Raw genomic sequence first — 20,966 nt, 5'->3', positions numbered from 1 at the left:
GGCCTCGCGGCATTCAGCGGAGTAGGACTTGTCGATGAATGAAAGCCCAATGGATCCGAATTGATATCGGTCCGACGCTGGCTTTTCTGCAGACGTCATCCGGCGGCCTGCTGCCCGACTTCGATGATTTCCATCATATGGGCAGTAACTTTCTGAATATCATAGCGCTGTTCGGCGATCGACCGACTGTTCCTGGCCATGCATACGGCCTCATCTGGGTTGTCGATCAGACGGATCATGGCCTCCGCCAGGGGGGTCGTGGCACCGACCGGCACCAACAGGCCGTTCACCCCGGGGACGACGGGCGCGCGACAGCCGGGCGCATCTGTCGTAATCACCGGGCGACCCATCGCCATTGCTTCCAGAACCGAGCGCGATGTGCCCTCGCGATAGGAGGGCAGTACGTAAATGCGCGAATCGGCGATGACCCGACGGACATCTTCTACAGCCCTGTGATAGCGGATCGTTCCGTCCGCGACGGCTGCCTCAACCTCCGAGACCGGAAATCCTGCGGGATTTGGATCCGTATCACCGACCAGGTCGAAGCGAGCCTCCGGCCGGACCGCCTTCACCAGTTTCGCGGCACCCAGGTATTCGGCAAGGCCTTTGTCGCGAAGCAGGCGGGCGATCATAAGAAATCGCGGCTGCTCCGGCAGTGGCACAACCCTAAAACGATCCAGGTCGACCCCTGAACCGTTGACGACACTGGCTGGGGTCCGCCCGAGGAGCCCCAGGCGACGGAAATCATCTCGATCGTCCTCGTTCTGGAAAGTTACCGTCGTGGCGCCGCGCAGGCTTGCGGCATAAAGAAGGCGGGCCGCAGCGTTGATGATCCGCCAGCGTAGCGATTTGTGGCGGTCCGTGAACGCATAGCCGAGGCCAGTGATAAGCGCGTGCCGACGCGGGACGCGTGCAATCAATGCTATGGGTATGCCATAGACGATTGGTTTGATTGCGCAGGTCAGCACGACTTGAGGTCTGAGTTCTCGTATTTTTCTGTAGAGACGCAGCGCCAGAATCGCATCGCCGAGCGGACCGACTGCCGCGCGCGCCATCGGCAGATGATGAAAACGGATGCCGTTTTCGGTCAACCAACGAACGGTCATCTCATCGAACGGCGCAGCGGCATGAACTTCGTAACCGGCAACGCGCAGCGCAAGGAGAAAATGTCCTCGAGTGGTTGCAAGGGACTTTGGCTCGCTCACAATGACGACGATACGGTTCATGCGTTCAACATCTTAGGCTGATTGCAGCAGGCCAGCCGCCTCTTGTAAGGTCTCGGGTCCCGAAACCCAACCCTGCCGCATGTTATCCACAGTATCGGTCGGCCCGAGTGTTGAGCGGGGCAGGCATTGGCGGTGGACTTTTCTTTTGAGTGGAGACTGCCGCCTTCGCAACGACGCATCGTTGAATTAACCCACCGCCTGCCATACAAGCGCCTCGAGTCACAAGCGACCTGAGGAAATCCACGGATGTCCGAACGCATTGCTGTAATCGGCCTAGGCTATGTCGGCCTTCCAGTAGCCATCGCGTTTGGAAAGATCTTCCCGGCAACGATCGCCTTCGATATCAGCGAGCACCGTATCAACGAGCTGCGCGACGGCGTCGATCGTACGGGAGAGGTTGACGCCACAGCGCTCAAGGAATCGTCGATCGTACTTACGACCGACCGGGAGATGTTGAAAGGCGCTACTTTCTTCGTGGTTGCCGTGCCCACCCCTATCGACATCAACCGTGCCCCCGATCTTGCGCCTCTGAAGCTGGCATCCGAACTCGTCGGGGAAGTGGTCAGCAAAGGCGCGGTCGTCGTCTTCGAATCGACGGTCTATCCCGGCGTTACCGAAGAGTTTTGTGGACCCATCATCGAGCAGATTTCCGGTCTGCGGCATCCTCACGACTTCGCGCTTGGCTATTCACCTGAACGAGCCAACCCCGGCGATCGCGAACACTCGCTGCGACGAATCGTCAAAGTCGTCTCTGGCGAGAATACTGAAGCGCTGGAGCGTGTAGCGGGTGTTTACGGCCGTATCATCGATGCCGGTGTCTACAGAGCTCCGTCGATCAAGGTGGCCGAGGCCGCGAAAGTAATCGAAAATACGCAGCGCGATCTCAACATCGCGCTGATGAATGAGCTCGCAATGATCTTCGAGCGGCTTGATATTCGGACGCAGGACGTCCTTGATGCCGCGTCGACGAAATGGAACTTTCTTCCGTTCAAGCCAGGCTTCGTGGGCGGCCACTGCATAAGTGTCGATCCGTACTATCTGACTGCCAAGGCGGAAGCTGAGGGCTACCATCCGCAGATCATCCTCGCCGGCCGCCGCATCAATGACGGCATGGGAGCCTTCGTTGCTCAACAGGTCGTCAAACAGCTGATCCGTTCGGATGTGCCCGTGAAAGGAGCTTCCGTCGGCGTTCTCGGACTGACCTTCAAGGAGGACGTTCCGGATCTGCGCAACAGCCGCGTTTTCGACTTGGTCAGGGAACTGAGGCAGTTCGGAATTGCCCCCAAGGTCCACGATCCTTTTGCCGATGCCGAAACCGCTCGACGCGAATATGGTGAAACAATCTTGCCACTCGACGAGATAAACGATTTGCAGGCGCTTGTTCTGGCGGTTCCTCACAAGCATTATCTATCCAGGGAGAAATCCCGTATTTTTCAAATGATCAGGCCAGGTGGAACGCTGTTCGACGTCAAGTCGGCCATCAAGCCGAATGAAGTTCCTGGAGTGATAAAATATTGGAGCCTTTGATCTCAAGCTGATCACAACCTGGGAGTACAAATTGACATCGATCAGGCCGATTCTGATCACCGGCGCGGCTGGCTTCATAGGGTTTCACCTCTGCCAGAGGCTTCTCTCTGATGGCCGGCAGGTTGTCGGCCTCGATTCCATGAATGAATACTACGACATCAATCTGAAGCGAGCCCGGCTCGCTCGCTTGAAAGAATTTCCAAATTTTCGTTTCGATCAAATTGACCTAACCGACCGAGATGGCATTTCCGCGCTTCTTCTCTCGGTCACTCCGGAGATCGTGGTCAATCTCGCGGCCCAAGCCGGCGTTCGGTATTCGCTTACCAATCCGCACGCCTATGCGGAAAGCAATCTCACTGGCTTCCTCAATATCCTGGAGGGATGCCGGCATGCCTCAGTCGGCCATCTGGTCTATGCGTCCTCCAGTTCGATCTATGGCGGCAGCACGCGGATGCCGTTCTCCGTTCACGATCCAGCGGACCACCCGCTGAGCCTTTATGCCGCAAGCAAGAAAGCCAACGAGCTGATGGCGCATACCTACAGCCATCTTTTCGGCCTGCCGACAACAGGATTGCGCTTCTTCACTGTCTATGGTCCGTGGGGACGGCCAGACATGGCCCTGTTTATCTTCACCAAGGCCATTCTCGGTGGCGAACCGATCGACGTCTTCAACTTTGGCAACATGCAGCGAGATTTCACCTATATCGACGACATTGTTGAGGGCATTGCCCGCGTGATGCAGCAACCCGCAACAGCAAATCCGCAATGGAAAAGTGCGGCTCCCGACCCCGCGACCAGCAGCGCGCCTTTCAGGATCCATAATATCGGTGGGAATTCGCCCGTTCAGTTGAACCGGTTGATCGAGGTGCTGGAGGACGCACTCGGGCGGAAGGCAAACCGCAACCTCATGGCGCTCCAGCCGGGTGACGTTCCGGCGACGTTCGCCGATGTCAGCTCACTTGAAGAGGCGACCGGCTTCAAGCCGAAGATTCCGGTTGAAATCGGGGTTCCGCGTTTCGTGGAATGGTATCGGGAATTCTATCGCGTATGATCCGATTCCCTTGGTCTTTGAGAAAAGGACGACGGATGGGAAGGCAATGAACGCGCGCTATGATTTCGGCCGCAACTGGTCCGAGCTCGCCGCGCGCTTCGAGGACGAACACCTGGACCGGGCTTGCGAGGATCTTCGCCGCCTGGTGGGCGATCTCGACGGGAAGACATTTCTGGACATCGGCTGCGGATCGGGTTTGCATTCTGCGGCCGCCCTTCGCTTGGGAGCGGCGAAGGTTCGCGCGCTCGACTACGACATCCGTTGCGTCGAAACAACCAAAGCCGTTCTTTCCCGGTTTGCACCGGGAGCGGAATGGAATGTGGAGCGAGCCGATATCCTCGACAAAGCGTCCTTCCCGCCCGGGACGTTCGACATTGTCTACTCGTGGGGTGTCCTGCACCATACGGGCGATATGTGGACAGCGATCCGCAATGCGACAGGTCTCGTTGGCCCTGGCGGGCGATTGGGAATTGCGATCTACCTGAAGACGCCGCTGTGCGGGCTGTGGACGGTCGAAAAGAGGCTCTACTCCTCTCATCAGTGGCTGCGACCTCCGGTGAGGGCTCTTTTTGTCTGCGCCTATTTGTTGGCAAGAACGCTGCGGCACCGGGACGCGATCTCTTTCGTAAAGAACTATCGCCAACGCCGGGGCATGGAGTTTTTGGCGGATGTCGACGACTGGCTTGGCGGGTATCCCTATCAATCCACCTCCGCTACAGAGCTGGAGACGGCCGTGGAAGAGCTTGGGTTTCGCACGAAGCAGCGCCTGAACGTCACTCCAGGGCTCGGCCTTTTTGGCACCGGCTGCGGTCAATGGTGTTTCGTGCGAACGGATTAATAGGCGCCGGATTTGCCTCTATCTGATTTCTTATAGAGAACAAGACTCGGGCCAGGCCATCATGGGAGCAGCGACGCCGGATGTGCGGTATTGTCGGCATTGTGGGTGGAGCGGCCGCGACGAGCAGCGGCGCGTCCACTGTACGTCGCATGGCCGACATGATCCGGCACCGAGGGCCGGACGGCGACGGCGTCTGGACCGATGCTGAGGCGGGTGTCGCGCTTAGTCAACGACGGCTGGCAATCATAGATCTGTCATCGGCTGGCGCGCAGCCCATGACTTCGCACGGCGGCCGTTACGTCATCGTCTTCAACGGCGAAATCTATAATCACGGTGAGATGCGCAAGCTTCTCGATCGGCAATGTGGCGGTCATGCCTGGCGCGGGCATTCTGACACCGAGGTCTTTCTGGCTGCGATCGAGGAACTGGGGCTAAAACAAGCTCTTGAGTTGGCCACAGGCATGTTCGCGTTCGGCCTGTGGGACCGAAAAGAGAGAACCCTCCTTCTCGGGCGCGACCGCCTGGGAGAGAAGCCCCTGTATTATGGCCGCGTCGGCAAGGCCTTCGCCTTCGCTTCTGAGCCCAAGGCGTTTCATCCGCTTCCCGACTGGCGCCCGGCGATCGACCGGAATGCGCTGGCATTATTGATGCGCCATAACTACATTCCCGCGCCCTACAGCATCTATCAGGGTATCCGCAAATTAAGACCTGGCCACCTTCTCTTTCTTTCCGATCCTCTGCGCGAGCCACGCGTAGAGAGCTATTGGAGCGCGAGTGAGGTCGCGGAACAGGGCCGCCGTGAACCTTTTCAAGGAAGCCCACAGGAAGCCGTCGACGAAGTCGAGCGCCATCTTCGCCGCACACTCGAAGGGCAGATGATAGCCGACGTACCGCTTGGCGCCTTCCTCTCCGGCGGCATAGATTCTTCCGCAATCGTGGCGGTCATGCAGTCGATCAGTTCGCGGCCTGTGCGAACGTTCACGATCGGATTCGCCGAGGCCGGCTACAACGAAGCAGATCATGCCAAACATGTGGCGCGCCATCTCGGGACAGACCATACGGAACTATATTTGAGCGACCGGGACGCCCTCGACGTCGTGCCGCAATTGCCGGGCATCTATTGCGAGCCGTTTTCGGACTCCTCGCAAATCCCGACTTTCCTCGTCTCCAGGCTGGCGCGCGACAGTGTCACTGTTGCGCTGTCGGGCGACGGCGGAGATGAGTTGTTTTCCGGTTACACGCGCTACGCGCTCGCCGACGCGCTCTGGAACAAGCTTTCCCGCATCCCGATCGGCCTGCGTCGCGTGTCGGCCAGCCTGGCAACACTGCCGCCCCCCGGACTGTATGACAACGTCGCAGACGGGATCATGCCGCTCTTACCACGACGCCTTCGGCGCGAGCGAGTAGGCGACAAGATCCACAAGGCGGCTTCGGTCCTTTCGCTTCGGACCATGGACGACGTCTATCGTCGCCTCTGCTCGCACTGGGAGCCGTCCGAGATCATTCCCGAAGCGGTAGAGCCACCGACGATGCTGACGGGATTGGAAGCACTACCGGCATTACCGGGCAGCGTCGAGCGGATGATGTATCTCGACATGATGAGCTATCTGCCGGACGACATTCTGGTGAAAGTCGACCGCGCGGCAATGGCTGTCGGCCTCGAGACCCGCGTGCCGCTGCTCGACCATCGCCTGGTAAGCTTCGCGCTCTCATTACCGCTCACCATCCTGCGGGCCGAGAACAAGACGAAATGGCCGCTCAGGCAACTGCTGTACAGGCATATCTCTCGCGAACTCATCGAACGCCCCAAGATGGGCTTTGGCGTACCGATCGACGCCTGGCTGCGCGGTGCGCTGCGCCATTGGGCCGAGGCACTACTCGACGAGCGCCGGCTGCGGGAAGATGGCTTCTTCCGGCCGGAGGTGATCCGGCGCGCGTGGTCCGAACACCTTTCTGGACAGCGCAACAACCAGTATCCGCTCTGGGACGTACTGATGTTCCAATCATGGCGGGAAGCAAACCAGGGAGCCTCAACGGCTGTCGCGGCTTAACCTGGCGCGTGCCGACGATTTCAGTCAGGAGTGCCCGCCCCTTACAGCCGGTTGGGGGGCGCGGCGGCATTGCACTATCGGATACCGGAGCCAGCGGCTATACCGGTTCGGGAAAAGGGTGCAAGAGCATGATAGCGGGAACCTTAGAACGATCGGTTCACAATCTGGAAGATTGCGAAACAAGGCTTTGAACCCGTTCATATCGCTCCCGCGGCATCTCACACCCGCGCAGATAATTGTCTACTTCTCCATCGCCTGTTTCTTTTCGCCACCTGTGCTGGGATCGGTGGTGAGCTTCGTCTTTCATGGCGGCGCACTCTGGTCGGTGGTGCTGCTGGCAGCCAAGCGGCGGCGCTTCAATGTCGACCGGCCGATGCTTGCCATGACCATTGCGATCTATGCCTACTGCGCGGCTATGGTCTCGGCCTCGATCGTCAACGGTACGCTGCGGGCTGACGTCGCGTATTTCCTGCCGCTGATCACCTTGCTGTTCTTCCCGATCTCCTATTCGACCTGGAGCATCATCGATAAGGCCAGCCTTGCGCGCATTGCTGTGGTTGCGAGCGCCGCGGCGTGTTGCGGCGCGTTGGTCCTGGCCATCGTCCAATATTACTGGATTGGGATGCTCAGGGCAGAAGGGGGGGCTGGAAATCCGATCGTTTTTGCGACTGTCACCTGTCTCGCCGTGATGATGTGCCTTTCGGGCGCTCTGTCGGGAATAGAGAAAGCCTGGAAGCCATTGACTGTCGCCGCACTCGCCGGGGTCGTGGCGACTATCTACTCGGGCTCGCGTATGGTTTGGGTGGCTTTATTGATTGCCGCTGTCGCCATCCTTGTAGTCAATCGCCATAGGTTCACTCGAGCGAATATGAGGCGGTTGCTGATTGTAGCGGGCGCTTCCAGCTTGTTAACGGCGGCAATTACGTTTCCGATCATCGTGGATCGCACTCATTTCCTTTTCGATGACTGGCAGGCCCTCACCACCAAAGGCGATCATTCCACTCCACTCGGATTGCGGGTTGGACTCTGGGACATAGGTCTCGATGCATTTCGCGAAGCCCCATTTTTCGGCCACGGCATTTCCGCCAGTCGCACGCTTTCACAAGATGGATTCAAGGAGCGATTTCGAACCAACCAAGGTTTCAACCACTTTCACAACGGCTTTTTGACCGCACTTGTCGAGGCCGGGTTGCTTGGAGCCCTGGCTCTCGCGACAATCTTCGGCGTGGCGATCTGGATCGCAGCAAGGGTCCTACGCCTCAGTGCCGATCCGGTAGAGCGGTTCGGGGCGACAATGATCGTCGTCACCGTAATCATCTATGTCACTGGCGGCCTGACCGGCATCCTTGTCGGCCATGACATTTTAGATTCGACCCTGATGGTGTTCCTAGTTTCCGGAACGTATCTGGCTTGCGGACGAACGCTGCCACCGATCGGGAAAAGCTCGCCTATCGCGGCCCCGATCTCTAATCGGACTTCATGAAGACCTTTCCGCGGGATAAGTCGTACAGGTTGGATTTGAACCACCTGTGGCCACCAACCTTAGCTTCAAGCCTTTTAGTGACCAGTCTAGGTGTGCAGCTACGTGCTCCTCAGTCTCCGAACATTTCCTAAGAACTCCGCTTCTCGCGCGCCGGCACCCTTAGCCGTTAGCGTCAGCAATGTCCGCTTTCAGGGAACGGCAGCTCTAGTCTATGCGGGCGACATGCGGCGCTAAGCAGACTCGCCTTTATGCACGCCGTTCTACGCTATAGGCCTCTCCCCTTTTGAAAGGGCTTTACTTCATCAGGTACCTGGCTGCAGATCGGACTTGCCAGATTGGAGATGGAGAATGCCAGTTTGGCGGGAGGTGAAATACGGACACGAAACTATTTACACGGCGAGAATCGCCGTCACAGCTACGCTATTGCCGCCGTTTCCCCTACTCCCACTCAATTGTTTTTAACCCATCTAAATCATTGATTTAGATGGGTTTTTTCTTCGTATTGGCCTGAATTTCCGACACGCAGGCCGCCAAAAAGTTACGATATTGATTTTAAAGAGAAAATTGTCGCAAAAATTCTTTTGAGATTTCCGCAACTATCGGTGCCAATCGGCCGATTTTCGCTCTCACGGTGTTCGGTCGCACACTGGACTCGAACGCAAAAAGTACCGTCAGCACAATCTATCACGCCCCGCTGGAGCGATCCATCCATCGCGAACCAAAAGAGCTGGCCTGCTCCATCGGGGTTCGCCTAAAACTCAACCGCTCCGAAGTCAGAAGGATCAGCGTTCTCGAGAATGGGGGGGCATCGTCGGGACGGATGCGGTTCCATAGATCCCAGGTTGGGTCCCCGCGGTACCGCGCGAGGCGATCTAAACGAGATCAGCGAGCCCGCAGTCGGCCTCAAGGCCTCGCGCGGTCGTTTCCCGGTGAACCGCGCCTGGGAGAGTGTCTCTACCGAAGGGCCGTTGACGAGAAACGTGCTCGACAGCGCCCTGCGGCTCTCTCTTCAATTGCTCGGCTTACCCGCACTGCAATGCTGCTGGATGAAGTCCGACAGGAATGTTGAAGCGTGAACGCACCTCCGATGGACAGCGATCGCCTGAGGCACTTTCGAGAATGTCCCCTCAACAACGCGGAAACCTGGATTCTCTTCGCAGAAACGTGACAGGGACTCAGTCAAGCCCGCAGCAGCATCGCACTGGGAGGACATAAGCATGTGCAGGGCGGAGGCGGGATTTTCGGTTTGGAGGAGGATCGCATTTCTAACCTGTCGCTCAAGCTGCTTTGTATACGCAGCGGTTTTGGCGGCGGCGATGCGCACCCCTTCGACGTCGACGTCCCCCACGCTGCCTAGCGGGCTGCTGTCTGACACCAGAAAGCTGGCGGTCACGGTGGTATAGGGGGCCGAGAAGGATAACATGTCGGCACGTGACGGATCGGGAGCAATGAATGCAACGTCCCACTCGTTGCCCTCGGCAGCCGCAAGAATGTCAGCGGCCGATCCGTATCGAACCAGCGACAAACAGCAGTCGAGTTCTTCCGCAAGTGTGATCGCGATCCGCGCGCTCGGTCCTGTTAGAACGCCTGTCACTGGATCGAGTTGGACAAGTGCGGCATTCGACATGTTGACCGCGGCTCTGATGACTCCCGTCGGTGCGATTTCAGTGAGGAGTTCATCGCGTTCCGGCATCGCGGGGCGCTCCTTGCGATGCAAATCGTGCCGCGAGTGCTTCCGATCCCTCGCCAGAACAGCGACATCGACACCAACGGCAGTAAATAGTGTTCCCAGCGAGATGCACCGTGCCGCGAACTTCTCATCCGGGGTAAGAATGCCCGCAGGCTTGCCCAACGCTTTCAGGCGTTCAATCGCGCCGACAATTGCATCGACCACCTCCGGGTGGCTCGGTTGGCCCCTGTGTCCGAAACTCGCTGCAAGGTCTGCCGGTCCTACGAATACGCCATCCACTCCCTCTACCGAAGCAATCGACTCGAGGTTGCCAAGCGCTTCCCGCGTCTCAACTTGCAGCAACAGGCAAATTTCCCGTTCCGCATTTTGCGCATAGTGCGCAACTCGGCCGAAACGAGTGGCGCGTGTCAGCGCAGAAACACCACGAATTCCATCCGGAGGATATCGCACGGCCGCGACTGCGGCTTTCGCCTCTTCAGCGTTCTGAACGTAGGGAATGAGCAGTGTCTGAACGCCGATATCCAGGAAGCGCTTGATCAGAACGGGGTCGTTGATGGCCGGGCGGACGACTGGGGAAACGTCGTATGATGCGACCGCTTGCAATTGTGGCAGGACGGTCAGAACGTCACCCGGGGAATGTTCCGTATCGAACAGGAGCCAATCGAAACCTGAAGGCGCGACGATTTCCGCGGCGTAGTTTCCCGGCAGGCCACACCACAGGCCGATCTGACTTTGACCAGCAAGGAGCTTCCGCTTGAACCGATTGACGGGATGATCCAACTGGCACCTCACACGAACGACACACCGATGGAGCCAACAGGGCCATAGTCGGCCTGGATGACATCACCTTTCGCGATATCGACAGGACGCGTGAAGGAGCCGGCCAGGACTATTTGTCCCTTCTCCAGGCCACCGCCCATAGCATGAAGTTTGTTGACCAGCCACGCGATGCCGGCTGCCGGATGTCCCATGATCGCCGCCGACACGCCCGATTCCTCTATGATGCCGTTCTTGGAAAGAGTAGCTCCGACCCAACGGATATCGATGTCCATCGGGCGAATTATACGGCCGCCAATGACGAGGGCGCCGAAAGCCGCGTTGTCCGCAATGGTATCCGTGATCGCTCGAGGGACTTCGGTCCGGTAGTCGATAATCTCGAGCGCCGGGACAACGAATTCGGTGGCACGCATGACGTCATAGATCCTGGTGCCGGGCCCGACGAGATCCTCACCCATAACAAAGGCCAGCTCGACCTCGAGGCGCGGCTTGATAAACAAGTCAGCCCTGATCTGCGCTCCGTCGTTGTAAAGCGCATCGTCAAGAATGCAGCCGTAGTCCGGCTCCGTCATCTTCGAAGCCATCTGCATTGCGCGTGACGTCAGGCCAATCTTATGCCCGACGATCCGTGCGCCCTTGGCTACCCTCGCCTCCGCCCACAAAGCCTGAATTTGGTAGGCGTCCTCGAGTTCGAGGTTCGGGTAGGTCTTGCTAGGCTGTATGATCGGTTTGCGCTCGATTTCAGCTTTGAGCAGCGCGTCTGCCGCGGCCCGGCGTTCTTCTTCGGTGATCATATCGGTTTGCTCAGCTGATTGTGATTTATTTGATCGGGGGACGCGGCAAAACGGCTTCGCCGGGCTCCATGGCATAGGTGTAGTCGAGCGAGAACCACGGACCAGGAATATCCGCTTCGGTCGGATGGGGCTCCTCATGACGAACGAAGTCGCCGGTCAACGCTGCCGTGACACCGAACTGAACATCGGAGCCGATGTTCGGGTCGCTGGGGTCGAAGACCTGGGAAATCAGCGTCTTGTATCCATACTTGAAGATCAGTGCGTGCAGGTGCGCGGGTCGGTACGGATGGCGTCCCTGAGCTTTGAGCAGGCGCCCGACCACGCCATCGACCGGGATCGGATACCCGACCATCTTGACGGTCCTGAACCAGAACCGACCTTGCTCGTCGGTCGTGAATTTGCCGCGTAAGTTCATCTCGGCCTGGTCCGGGTCCTGGTTTTCATAAAGACCGACGGGAGATGCATGCCAGACATCCACTTTAGCGCCGGCAATTGGCTTACCGTCGCGGTCAACGACCTTGGCATGCACGAATAAGGGAGTGCCCGGCGTCTCGGATCGGATGATCGACGCGCCATTTTCGACTCGCGGAGAGTTGAGGCGCCAGAATGGACCCAACAGCGACTGGGAGGTCTCGGTCTGTCCTCTGTCGCCATTGTTCAGCAGGCAGACAAGTGAAGACACGCCAAGAGAACCGGCCATCAGCACAAACTCGTTGTGGTGATCAGTATGCAGTTGCCCGATCTCGTTCAGCATGGCTGTCGCCTCCCGAAACTCGACCTCAGTCAGTCGAACCTCGCGCACGAAAGCATGAAGATGCGCGACCATCGACACGAGGATTTCTCGCAGGCGGGGGTCTTCAGTGCGATTCATCACAGCGAGGACGGCTGGCGTCAGATCGCTTTCGGTTTTGATTACCATAGGGGCTACCTCCCGATTTGCCCGACTATCCAAATAATCGATTATCTGTCAAGGCCACCGTGGTGCATTGTCGCGACACCAAGATGCCAAAGAATCGAGATGCAAACGTCTAAATTGTTGATTTGATTCTATTTTATCGAAGGGAGCGAGGTTACCTCGTGGCTTTTTCGCAGATTTCATCGCGTCCTAAGTTGACAAGAATAATCGTTTATAATACCGATCATCGACGAATGAATCTTGGGAGCCGGACAATGGTACCGCATGATGACGGCGCATCTGCTCCGCCGGCAGAAGATGCTCCATCGTCTTCTGGATTCCTCGACGACGGCAAAAACACGATTGGGAGCCAGCTTGCATCCCGTCTTCGTGAGGCGATCATCTCCGGCGAGCTTCAGGCCGGCAGCAAGATCAATCTCGACAAGGCGCGCAAGACGTTCAACGTAAGCCTCAGTCCGCTGCGTGAAGGGTTGGCGCGGCTGATATCGGACGGTCTAGTGGAGTTCGAGGACAATCGCGGCTACCGCGTTTCATCAATCTCTCTGGCAAATCTGGAAGAGATCACCGTCCTGCGCGAAGAGCTCGAAGTCTTTGCCCTTCGCGAGTCCATGCGGATCGGCGATGTGGAGTGGGAAGGCAACGTCATGCGCGCGCTGCATCGCCTTAACCGCACTGAGCGTGACGCGGCCCGCCCCGAGACACTCGAGCGCTGGGAAGAGTTCCACCGCGAATTCCATCTGACACTTATTTCCGGCTGTGGGAAGCCAATCCTGCTCCATTTCTGCAGCCTGCTGCTTAATCTCAACGACCGTTATCGCCGGGTGTTTCTGACCCGCACGTCGGGTGACCGCAACGTCAGCCAGGAGCACAGTGAGATCGCTCAGGGAGCGGTCGCCAGGGATCTGGACTATGCGTGCGATATGTTGCGTCAGCATATCCACCGCACGGGAACCAATCTGCGCAACCACCTTGCGACAAAGGGCACCTTGTGATGACCGTCGCGACGCCAGGGCCGGGCCTTGAACTGGGCGTGGCGCATTTTTCATCGATCGCGCTGCCGCCCAAGGAATTCGCGTTGATAGCTGCTCGGGCGGGTTTTGCCTCGATAGGGCTTCGCCTGCACCCCGCCTTTCCCGGAGCCCCCTTTTACGAGTTGCCGGTGGGCAGCCACGGTGCCCAGGAGTTCAAGACAGTTGCCGATGGCGAAGGCATCAAGGTGTTCGATATCGAGTTCTTCGTGATCGACGAGAGCTTCCTTGCGGCCTCCCACGAGGCGACCGTGGCAGCCGCTGCGAACATAGGGGCGCGCCGGCTGAGTGTTTGCGGCGATGATCGAGACGGCGGCCGTCTTGCCACAAACCTGTCTGAGTTTTGCGCCCTCGCGGCGCGATATGCCATGTCAGTCGACATCGAAAACATGGGCTGGCGGACGGTAAGGACCTTTCGCGACAGCCTAGCGATCTTGAATGCCTGTGGAGCAGAGAACGCCGGTGCCCTTGTTGACGGGATTCACTTCTTCCGAAACGGCGCCTCGATCGACGAGCTTCGCGCAAATGCAGGGAAGGTAAAGCACATCCAGCTTTGCGACGTCCGCGGGCCTGCGCCCAAAACATCGGACGCAATGATCGCTGAGGCGAGAAGCGGCAGGCTCGCTCCTGGAGAAGGCGAACTGCCATTGAAGGACCTCTGTGCGGCAACTGAACACGGCGCTGCTATCTCGGTCGAAGTGCCACTCGTCGGGCCGGTGGACCCGAAAGCACATTTAAAACATCTGCATGCCGGCGCACTGGGAATTTTGAAACCAGATCACTGATCTGGCGCCGACGCGGCCTAGGCCGGTCAGGAGAAGGAAGTCTTACATGTATACGTTTGATTTCGGTGCGGTCCTCGACCGCGCCCCGGAATTGCTATGGGGTTCGCTTGGAACGGTTGGCCTTGCGTTAGCTGGGATGCTCCTCGCACTCGTCATCGGGCTCCTGGGCGTCGTTGCAAGGAGTTCCAAGAGCGGGATCACGCGGGCTGCCGTGATCATGTTCGTCGAGGTTGTGCGCAATACGCCATTCCTGGTGCAGATCTTCTTCATATATTTTGCCCTTCCTCTCATGGGCATCCGCCTCAATCCGACCGTCACGGCGATCATTGCCCTCGGCATCAATGGTGGGGCCTACGCAATCGAGATCGGCGGGATCGAGAGCGTTTCGCGCGGCCAGATCGAGGCAGGTTTCGCACTTGGTCTTCACAAGGCGGATGTCTTCCGGCTCATCGTGCTCAAGCCGGCGCTGCGGGCGATTTATCCCTCGCTCACAAGCCAGTTCATTATGCTGACACTGACAACGTCTGTCTGCACCTCGATCGCCGCCTACGAGCTGACCTCGGCCGCTCAGCGCATTGAGTCTGACACCTTCCGCAGCTTCGAAGTCTATTTCACGGTGACCGCTATCTACCTGGCCATCTCAAGCCTGATGATGGGCCTCTTTGCGCTCATTTCTCGCCACTACTTCAACTACCCGACGCGATAGGAAGCAGCCATGGGTCCCATCGGAGAAGATCAATTTCTCTTTTTGATGCAGGGTTTGAAATGGACCGTGCTGCTTGCGATCGTGGGCTTCATCGGTGGGGGGATATTCGGAACCCTGATCGCGCTCCTGCGCACCTCGAAGAACAAGGTCGCCCGCACGATCACCGCAGGGTATATCGGCGTCTTCCAGGGCACGCCCCTTCTGATGCAGCTCTTCGTTGTCTATTACGGCGTTGCGCTGTTGGGCATCGACGTTAACGCGTGGATCGCGGTCGCGGTCGCCTTCACGCTCCACGCCAGCGCCTTCCTGGGCGAGATCTGGCGCGGCTCCATCGAGGCTGTGCCGAAGGGCCAGACGGAAGCCGCCAACGCCCTCGGTCTGCATTATGTCTCGCGTATGAAAGACGTCATCCTGCCGCAGGCCCTTAAAATTTCGATGCCGGCCACGATCGGCTTCCTTGTCCAGCTCACCAAGGGCACGTCGCTGGCAGCAATCGTCGGCTTCATTGAACTGACTCGCGCCGGTCAGATCATTTCAAACCAGACCTATCGTCCGCTGCTCGTCTTCGGGATTGTCGGCGCAATCTACTTCATCATTTGCTGGCCGCTCTCCCATGCGGGAAGTCGCCTTGAAAAACGGATGGCGAAAGCTGCCCGCTAACCGCTTCGCTGGAAGCAACACTCTTAAGGAGGAGAATAAGCATGCATAACATTCGTGGGATTTTTCTCGGAATTGCTCTGGCAACTATTGCCTTCGCAACCGTTGGCACTGCCGCAGCCGCTGCGGCAACTGTAGAGGAAATCAAGGCAAAGGGCACGCTCGTGGTCGGCATCCAGGGCGACAATGCGCCATGGGGGTTCGTCAACACAAGCGGCGTGCAGGACGGCTTCGACGCTGACATCGCCAACCTTTTTGCCAAGGAATTGGGCGTGAAGGTTCAATTCCAGCCGCTCGCCGTTGCCAACCGAATTCCGGCACTTACCACCGGCAAAGTCGACATCCTGTTCGCAACGATGGCGATGACGGAAGAACGCGCGAAAGCACTTCAGTACAGCAAGCCTTACGCCGCCAACACGATTTCGCTTTATGCTGCCAAGTCCGACACGGTTACGAAGCCTGAAGACGTTGCCGGATGGGAGATCGGCGTTCCGAAATCCAGTTCGCAGGACAAGGCAGTAACGAACGCCGTCGGATCCACCGCAACGGTTCGCCGCTTTGATGACGACGCCGCAACCATCCAGGCTTTGGTCTCCGGGCAGGTAAAGGCGGTTGGCGGCAACCAGTTCTATGGCCAGCGTCTGGATGCGGCGAGTGCCGGCACGTATGAGCGCAAGATTAACTTTTTGACGACCTACAACGGCGTCGGTACCCGTCTCGGCGAGAAGGACTGGAACGAAGCCGTCAACGCCTTCATCGACAAGATCAAGGCCAATGGTGAGCTCGCCGCCATCACGAAGAAGTGGATGGCGATCGATCTGCCGCAGTTCCCGGAATCCATTCCGAACATCCCGTTCACCGTGCAGTAAAAGCCCAAATGGAGGGTTCCGTGCTCAATTCCGCAAAAGATCAATCGAAGCTGATTTCCCTTGAGGATGTGCAGAAGTGGTACGGCACTTTCCATGCCTTGAAATCCATCAGTTTGTCGGTCCGCAAAGGCGAAAGGATCGTCCTCTGCGGGCCGTCAGGCTCCGGGAAATCAACGTTAATCCGCTGCATCAATGCCCTCGAGACGATCGAGGAAGGCAAGATCGTCGTCGAGGGTCACGTACTGGACGGAACCACCAGATCGATCGACGCTGTACGTCGCGAAGTGGGAATGGTCTTCCAGAGCTTCAATCTCTTCCCCCACATAACCGTACTTCAGAACTGTACCCTCGCCCCAATGCGTGTTCGTGGCGTGAGCCACGCTGACGCAGAGCGACTGGCTCGAAAATATCTCGAGCGCGTTCGTATCCCTGACCAGGCGGACAAATATCCCGCGCAGCTATCGGGCGGACAACAACAACGCGTCGCCATCGCCCGCGCGCTCTGCATGGAGCCGAAGGTCATGCTCTTCGACGAACCGACCTCTGCCCTCGATCCCGAAATGGTGAAAGAGGTGCTCGACACCATGATCGGGCTCGCCCGTGACGGCATGACGATGATCTGTGTCACGCACGAGATGGGGTTTGCCCGTCAGGTCGCTGACCGCGTCATCTTCATGGACTCCGGAGAAATCGTCGAAGAGGCCGAACCGGAGGTCTTCTTCAAGTCTCCCGAGCAACAGCGCACGAAAACCTTCCTCGGTGAAATCCTGGCCCATCACTGACTTTCGAAAGCGATGCCAATGCACAACAAGAAATTCCTCGTGGGGCTGATCGGTGCCGACATTCAAATGTCAAAGTCCCCGGTCCTCCACGAAACGGAGGGGCGACGCCAGGGCCTCGATTACCGTTACGAGCTTCTCGACTTCGCCGAGCGAGGCCTTCCCGCCTCCGCGCTGCCGGACCTCCTGGACGAGCAAGAGCAGCGCGGTTTCGCCGGCAGCAACATTACACATCCGTGCAAGCAGACGGTGATCGCCCACCTCAGTCGCCTTTCCGAGGATGCAGAGATGCTCGGTGCGGTCAACACCGTGGTCTTTCGCAACGGCGATAGGATCGGCCACAACACGGATTGGTACGGTTTCTACGAGAATTTCCAGCGCGGCCTTCCGGACGTCGCCAAGTCGCATGCCGTGCTGCTTGGCGCCGGCGGCGCCGGTGTCGCCGTGGCCCATGCAGCAATCAAGCTCGGTATTGAGAGATTGTCGATCTTTGACCAGGATTCAAAACGGGCGGAAACCTTGGCCCCGCAGTTGAACGATCGGTTCTCAAGGGATTGCGCGCGTGCCACGACGGATGTCGGCAGCGCCCTGCGCTCCGCGGACGGCCTTATCCACGCGACGCCGACGGGTATGAAGAGCCATCCTGGTTTGCCCATAGATGCGGAATGGCTTCTGCCACGGCATTGGGTGGCCGACATCGTCTATATGCCACTCGTCACAGAGCTCCTTGCTCTCGCCGAAGGAAAAGGTTGCCGGACCCTTCGGGGCGGCGGCATGACCGTCTACCAGGCAGCAGCGGCTTTCGAATTGTTCACCGGGATAGCACCGGACGCAGACCGCATGTCCCTTCACTTTACGGACCTATGCCGCCTGTCGGCTTGATGGGGAAATCCCAAATGCCGCATATCATCATCGACTATAGCCGGGGCGCAGGCGAGCATGTAGCCATGGATCGACTGACGCTGACCGTGCATCGCTGCGTTCGCGATGGCGGCCTTGTGAAACCTTCCGCCGTGCGCACGCTTGCGCGGGAGGCGACATACTCCTGCGTTGGCGATGAGCATGTCGATCATCATTTCATCCAAATCATCGTGCGGATGGCACCGGGTCGTACTGCAAAGACCAAGCAGAAGCTTCTCACTGCCGTTCTCAAGGCCGCGCGGACGATCGCCGCGCCTGCTCTCGAAGCTGGAAAGCTCGGCCTGCGCGCGGATCTCTACGAGTCGGACCCTGATTTTGCCGTTCAAGCAATCGCGTTCGTCTGACCAGGACAGCGTTGCTCAAGAAGGACACTATGCCATGAGCCTGATCTACGTTCTCAACGGACCTAACCTCAACCTGCTTGGCAAACGCCAGCCACATATCTACGGGCATGAAACGCTCGCAGATGTAGAGGCGGACTGCCGCAAGCTGGCAGCCGACTTCGGCCATGAAATCCGCTTTCATCAGAGCAACCGGGAATACGAGATCATCGATTGGATTCATGAGGCGCGCGACGACGGTGCGGGCATCGTCATCAACCCGGCAGCCTTCACCCATACCTCGATCGCGATCCTCGACGCTCTGAACACATTCGAGGGGCCTGTGATCGAGGTCCACATCTCCAATGTGCACAAGCGCGAAAGCTTCCGACACCATTCGTTCGTTTCGCACCGCGCGGACGGCGTGATCTGCGGCCTTGGTACGGAAGGATACCAGCTTGCCATCCGACGCGCGGCGACAATGATCAAGGCGGCGGGCAAGGGCTGAGGTGACCATGACCCAACGGGTCAAACTGGCCGTCGTTGGGGCAGGCCTCATCGGCAAGCGCCATATTCAGCACGTCCTGGCCGAGCCCTCGGCGCAACTCAGCGCCGTGGTCGATCCCACGCCGGTTGGCGAGACCATTGCCAAGGAAGCCGGCGTGAAGTGGTTTCCAGGCTTCGCGGACATGATTGCCGCAGACCGACCTGATGGGATCATCGTGGCTACGCCAAACCCGGCTCACGTCCAGAACGGGTTGGAAGCCGTTGAAGCCGGCGTTCCTGCACTCATCGAGAAGCCAATCGCCGATGACATTGCGTCCGGGGAAAAGCTGATCGCAGCGGCTGAGGCAAAAGGTGTTCCTCTTTTGACCGGTCATCACCGCCGACACAATCCGATGATGCAGAAGGCAAAGGAAATCATCGAAAGCGGAAAGCTTGGTCGCGTTCTTGTTGTCAATGCGATGTTCTGGCTATTCAAACCCGACGACTACTTCGACATCTCGTGGCGTCGTGAGCGCGGCGCGGGGCCGGTTTTCCTCAATCTCATCCACGATGTCGATAATCTGCGCTACCTTTTCGGCGATGTGGTTGCGGTTCAGGCACGCGAGTCCAACGCGGTGCGCGGCAACGCAGTTGAGGAAACGGCAGTGATCCTGATTGAGTTCAAGAACGGAGTGTTGGGAACTGCGACAGTCTCGGACGCGGTGGTCGCACCGTGGAGCTGGGAGATGACAACCGGAGAGAATCCGGCTTACCCCAAGACCGAGCAATCCTGTTACATGATCGGAGGGACGCACGGATCGCTGGCTGTTCCGTCGCTCGAGGTCTGGCGCAATCCTGGTAAACGGAGTTGGTGGGAACCTTTTGACCAAACGCGTATCGAGGTCGACGACGAGGACCCACTTGTTCTGCAGATCAGACAATTCTGCAAGGTGATCCGCGGAGACGAACCCCCGCTTGTCAGCGGGCGTGAGGGGCTCAAAACCTTGAGGGTGGTCGATGCGGTAAAACGCTCGGCGGCAACGGGAGAACGCATCGAGTTGAACTGACGCATGAGTAATTTGACCGCCTGCTCGTCCTTCGCGTCTCCTTGCTTCCGATGCGATGAGACGCCGGCTCAACACCGACGCAAGGCATCGCGCTTTTGGCGGAGGAACCGTGGCCGCCTATCCCATGTGAATGGGTCGCCGTCTGAATCGAGCCTTGGCCAGGGCGCATAGCGCTGCCGCCGCCGCGCCTGACCCGGCAGAGTTCGGTGACGCACGACACGCCGGGGCGGCCTGGTCAATGTGCAGCCCTTCACCGGCATAGGTCACCGCGGCCGCACAGCGTCGTCCCGCAACCGCCCTCCCCGCGCCGGCGCACCGCCTCCTCGGCGCGGACGAGATGCGGGACATCACCGGGTCGTCCTACTATCTCGGCGGCCTCTACACGCCCGGCGCCGTGATGATCCAGCCGGCCGATTGCGTACGCGGATAGCAAACCAATGCTCTGCTGCGGAAACAGGCCCACAGGTGACCACGAAGGTAAGGCGAGGATCAACCTGCACATGGCCGAGCAAAATCTAATATGATCCCGGCAAGGATCGTCCTGCCATCGCTCTGGATGCCTACGGCCCGCGGGCAAAGGCCAATCGGCGGGAGTTCTGAAGCTCCGCCCGGCACGATGTTCTCATCCGCTGAACTGGTCAAGCACCTCTTATTGCGGGGGAACGCCTTACTGCCAAAGCAGATGTTGCTCAGTCAGCCTATCCGGAAGGGCGCGTCCGGTCTTTATCGCTTAGTTGCCCGCCGAGTGTCAGCAAGCCCTAACTTCCGCGATCACGCCATACTCCCGCGGACAGCCTTACCCTACCTCAATGTCGCGGCGGACCTGATCCGCCTTGGCCGGCGCCTGTTACCCCAAGCCCCCCGCCCAATAGGCGTCGGCCATCTCTTCACAGAGAAGCCTAGGACGCGCATTTCCCGTTTCCGCTGTCAGCGCAGAGCCCCGGGCCTCCTGGCGCCCGCCTGGTCCTTTCGGCCCGCACTAGCAGCTAAGCCAT

At 58.6% G+C, this 20,966-nt stretch carries 19 protein-coding genes and 1 pseudogene; 15 read left to right on the top strand and 5 right to left on the bottom strand.

Annotated features, from left to right (window positions below):
* Positions 1 to 95: 95 nt before the first annotated feature.
* Positions 96 to 1,226 (bottom strand): glycosyltransferase family 4 protein, encoded by a 1,131-nt coding sequence (locus tag EN786_RS27560; protein ID WP_127310185.1) that lies wholly within the window; start codon positions 1,224 to 1,226, stop codon positions 96 to 98.
* A 246-nt stretch (positions 1,227 to 1,472) separates the two neighbouring features.
* Between EN786_RS27560 and EN786_RS27555 the strand changes: the two genes are divergently transcribed.
* From EN786_RS27555 to EN786_RS27535, 5 genes are all read left to right on the top strand, one after another.
* Positions 1,473 to 2,753, top strand: a complete 1,281-nt coding sequence (locus tag EN786_RS27555) for a nucleotide sugar dehydrogenase (RefSeq protein ID WP_127310186.1) — start codon at positions 1,473 to 1,475, stop codon at positions 2,751 to 2,753.
* A gap of 31 nt (positions 2,754 to 2,784) precedes the next feature.
* Positions 2,785 to 3,804, top strand: coding sequence for an NAD-dependent epimerase (locus EN786_RS27550; RefSeq protein WP_281015704.1), 1,020 nt, complete (start codon positions 2,785 to 2,787; stop codon positions 3,802 to 3,804).
* A gap of 46 nt (positions 3,805 to 3,850) precedes the next feature.
* Complete coding sequence (locus EN786_RS27545) at positions 3,851 to 4,642, top strand: class I SAM-dependent methyltransferase (protein ID WP_187331236.1); 792 nt, start codon at positions 3,851 to 3,853, stop codon at positions 4,640 to 4,642.
* A gap of 80 nt (positions 4,643 to 4,722) precedes the next feature.
* Positions 4,723 to 6,693, top strand: coding sequence for an asparagine synthase (glutamine-hydrolyzing) (gene asnB, locus EN786_RS27540; RefSeq protein WP_127310188.1), 1,971 nt, complete (start codon positions 4,723 to 4,725; stop codon positions 6,691 to 6,693).
* 187 nt (positions 6,694 to 6,880) lie between these two features.
* Positions 6,881 to 8,176, top strand: coding sequence for an O-antigen ligase family protein (locus tag EN786_RS27535; RefSeq protein ID WP_127310189.1), 1,296 nt, complete (start codon positions 6,881 to 6,883; stop codon positions 8,174 to 8,176).
* 1,009 nt (positions 8,177 to 9,185) lie between these two features.
* Here EN786_RS27535 and EN786_RS27530 read toward each other — a convergent pair.
* From EN786_RS27530 to EN786_RS27515, 4 genes and pseudogenes are all read right to left on the bottom strand, one after another.
* Positions 9,186 to 9,869 (bottom strand): transporter substrate-binding domain-containing protein, encoded by a 684-nt coding sequence (locus EN786_RS27530; protein ID WP_126056254.1) that lies wholly within the window; start codon positions 9,867 to 9,869, stop codon positions 9,186 to 9,188.
* A pseudogene (gene hpaI / locus EN786_RS27525) lies at positions 9,853 to 10,646 on the bottom strand (4-hydroxy-2-oxoheptanedioate aldolase). Before hpaI ends, EN786_RS27530 begins: the two are co-directional and overlap by 17 nt.
* 8 nt (positions 10,647 to 10,654) lie before the next feature.
* Positions 10,655 to 11,437, bottom strand: coding sequence for a 2-oxo-hept-4-ene-1,7-dioate hydratase (hpaH, locus tag EN786_RS27520; protein WP_127308788.1), 783 nt, complete (start codon positions 11,435 to 11,437; stop codon positions 10,655 to 10,657).
* 25 nt (positions 11,438 to 11,462) lie between these two features.
* Positions 11,463 to 12,356 carry an intradiol ring-cleavage dioxygenase gene (locus tag EN786_RS27515; RefSeq protein WP_127308787.1) on the bottom strand — a complete coding sequence of 298 codons (894 nt, stop codon included), beginning with the start codon at positions 12,354 to 12,356 and terminating at the stop codon, positions 11,463 to 11,465.
* 251 nt (positions 12,357 to 12,607) lie between these two features.
* Here EN786_RS27515 and EN786_RS27510 point away from each other — a divergent pair, with 251 nt between their 5' ends.
* The 10 genes from EN786_RS27510 to EN786_RS27465 are packed head-to-tail and all read left to right on the top strand — an operon-like array spanning position 12,608 to position 19,971.
* Positions 12,608 to 13,345 carry a GntR family transcriptional regulator gene (locus tag EN786_RS27510; protein ID WP_126056257.1) on the top strand — a complete coding sequence of 246 codons (738 nt, stop codon included), beginning with the start codon at positions 12,608 to 12,610 and terminating at the stop codon, positions 13,343 to 13,345.
* Positions 13,345 to 14,166: a sugar phosphate isomerase/epimerase gene (locus tag EN786_RS27505; protein ID WP_127308786.1), complete on the top strand. Its 822-nt coding sequence runs from the start codon at positions 13,345 to 13,347 to the stop codon at positions 14,164 to 14,166. Before EN786_RS27510 ends, EN786_RS27505 begins: the two co-directional genes overlap by 1 nt.
* Before the next feature lie 46 nt (positions 14,167 to 14,212).
* Positions 14,213 to 14,872: an amino acid ABC transporter permease gene (locus EN786_RS27500; RefSeq protein ID WP_135909069.1), complete on the top strand. Its 660-nt coding sequence runs from the start codon at positions 14,213 to 14,215 to the stop codon at positions 14,870 to 14,872.
* Between the two features lie 9 nt (positions 14,873 to 14,881).
* Positions 14,882 to 15,532, top strand: coding sequence for an amino acid ABC transporter permease (locus EN786_RS27495; protein WP_127308785.1), 651 nt, complete (start codon positions 14,882 to 14,884; stop codon positions 15,530 to 15,532).
* A gap of 41 nt (positions 15,533 to 15,573) precedes the next feature.
* Positions 15,574 to 16,398, top strand: coding sequence for a transporter substrate-binding domain-containing protein (locus EN786_RS27490; protein ID WP_127308784.1), 825 nt, complete (start codon positions 15,574 to 15,576; stop codon positions 16,396 to 16,398).
* Between the two features lie 8 nt (positions 16,399 to 16,406).
* Positions 16,407 to 17,180 carry an amino acid ABC transporter ATP-binding protein gene (locus tag EN786_RS27485; protein WP_189340189.1) on the top strand — a complete coding sequence of 258 codons (774 nt, stop codon included), beginning with the start codon at positions 16,407 to 16,409 and terminating at the stop codon, positions 17,178 to 17,180.
* Positions 17,181 to 17,198: 18 nt separating this feature from the next.
* The gene (locus EN786_RS27480) at positions 17,199 to 18,059 is read left to right on the top strand and encodes a shikimate dehydrogenase (protein ID WP_189340186.1); all 861 of its coding nucleotides are present in this window, start codon (positions 17,199 to 17,201) and stop codon (positions 18,057 to 18,059) included.
* Between the two features lie 14 nt (positions 18,060 to 18,073).
* The gene (locus tag EN786_RS27475; protein ID WP_127308781.1) at positions 18,074 to 18,442 is read left to right on the top strand and encodes a 5-carboxymethyl-2-hydroxymuconate Delta-isomerase; all 369 of its coding nucleotides are present in this window, start codon (positions 18,074 to 18,076) and stop codon (positions 18,440 to 18,442) included.
* Positions 18,443 to 18,476: 34 nt separating this feature from the next.
* The gene (gene aroQ, locus EN786_RS27470) at positions 18,477 to 18,926 is read left to right on the top strand and encodes a type II 3-dehydroquinate dehydratase (protein ID WP_127308780.1); all 450 of its coding nucleotides are present in this window, start codon (positions 18,477 to 18,479) and stop codon (positions 18,924 to 18,926) included.
* Between the two features lie 7 nt (positions 18,927 to 18,933).
* Positions 18,934 to 19,971, top strand: coding sequence for a Gfo/Idh/MocA family oxidoreductase (locus EN786_RS27465; protein ID WP_127308779.1), 1,038 nt, complete (start codon positions 18,934 to 18,936; stop codon positions 19,969 to 19,971).
* Positions 19,972 to 20,966: the final 995 nt, after the last annotated feature.

Source organism: Mesorhizobium sp. M4B.F.Ca.ET.143.01.1.1, from assembly GCF_004792275.1.
GTDB classification, from domain to species: Bacteria; Pseudomonadota; Alphaproteobacteria; order Rhizobiales; family Rhizobiaceae; genus Mesorhizobium; species Mesorhizobium abyssinicae.
This window is presented reverse-complemented; position numbering and strand designations above follow the sequence as displayed.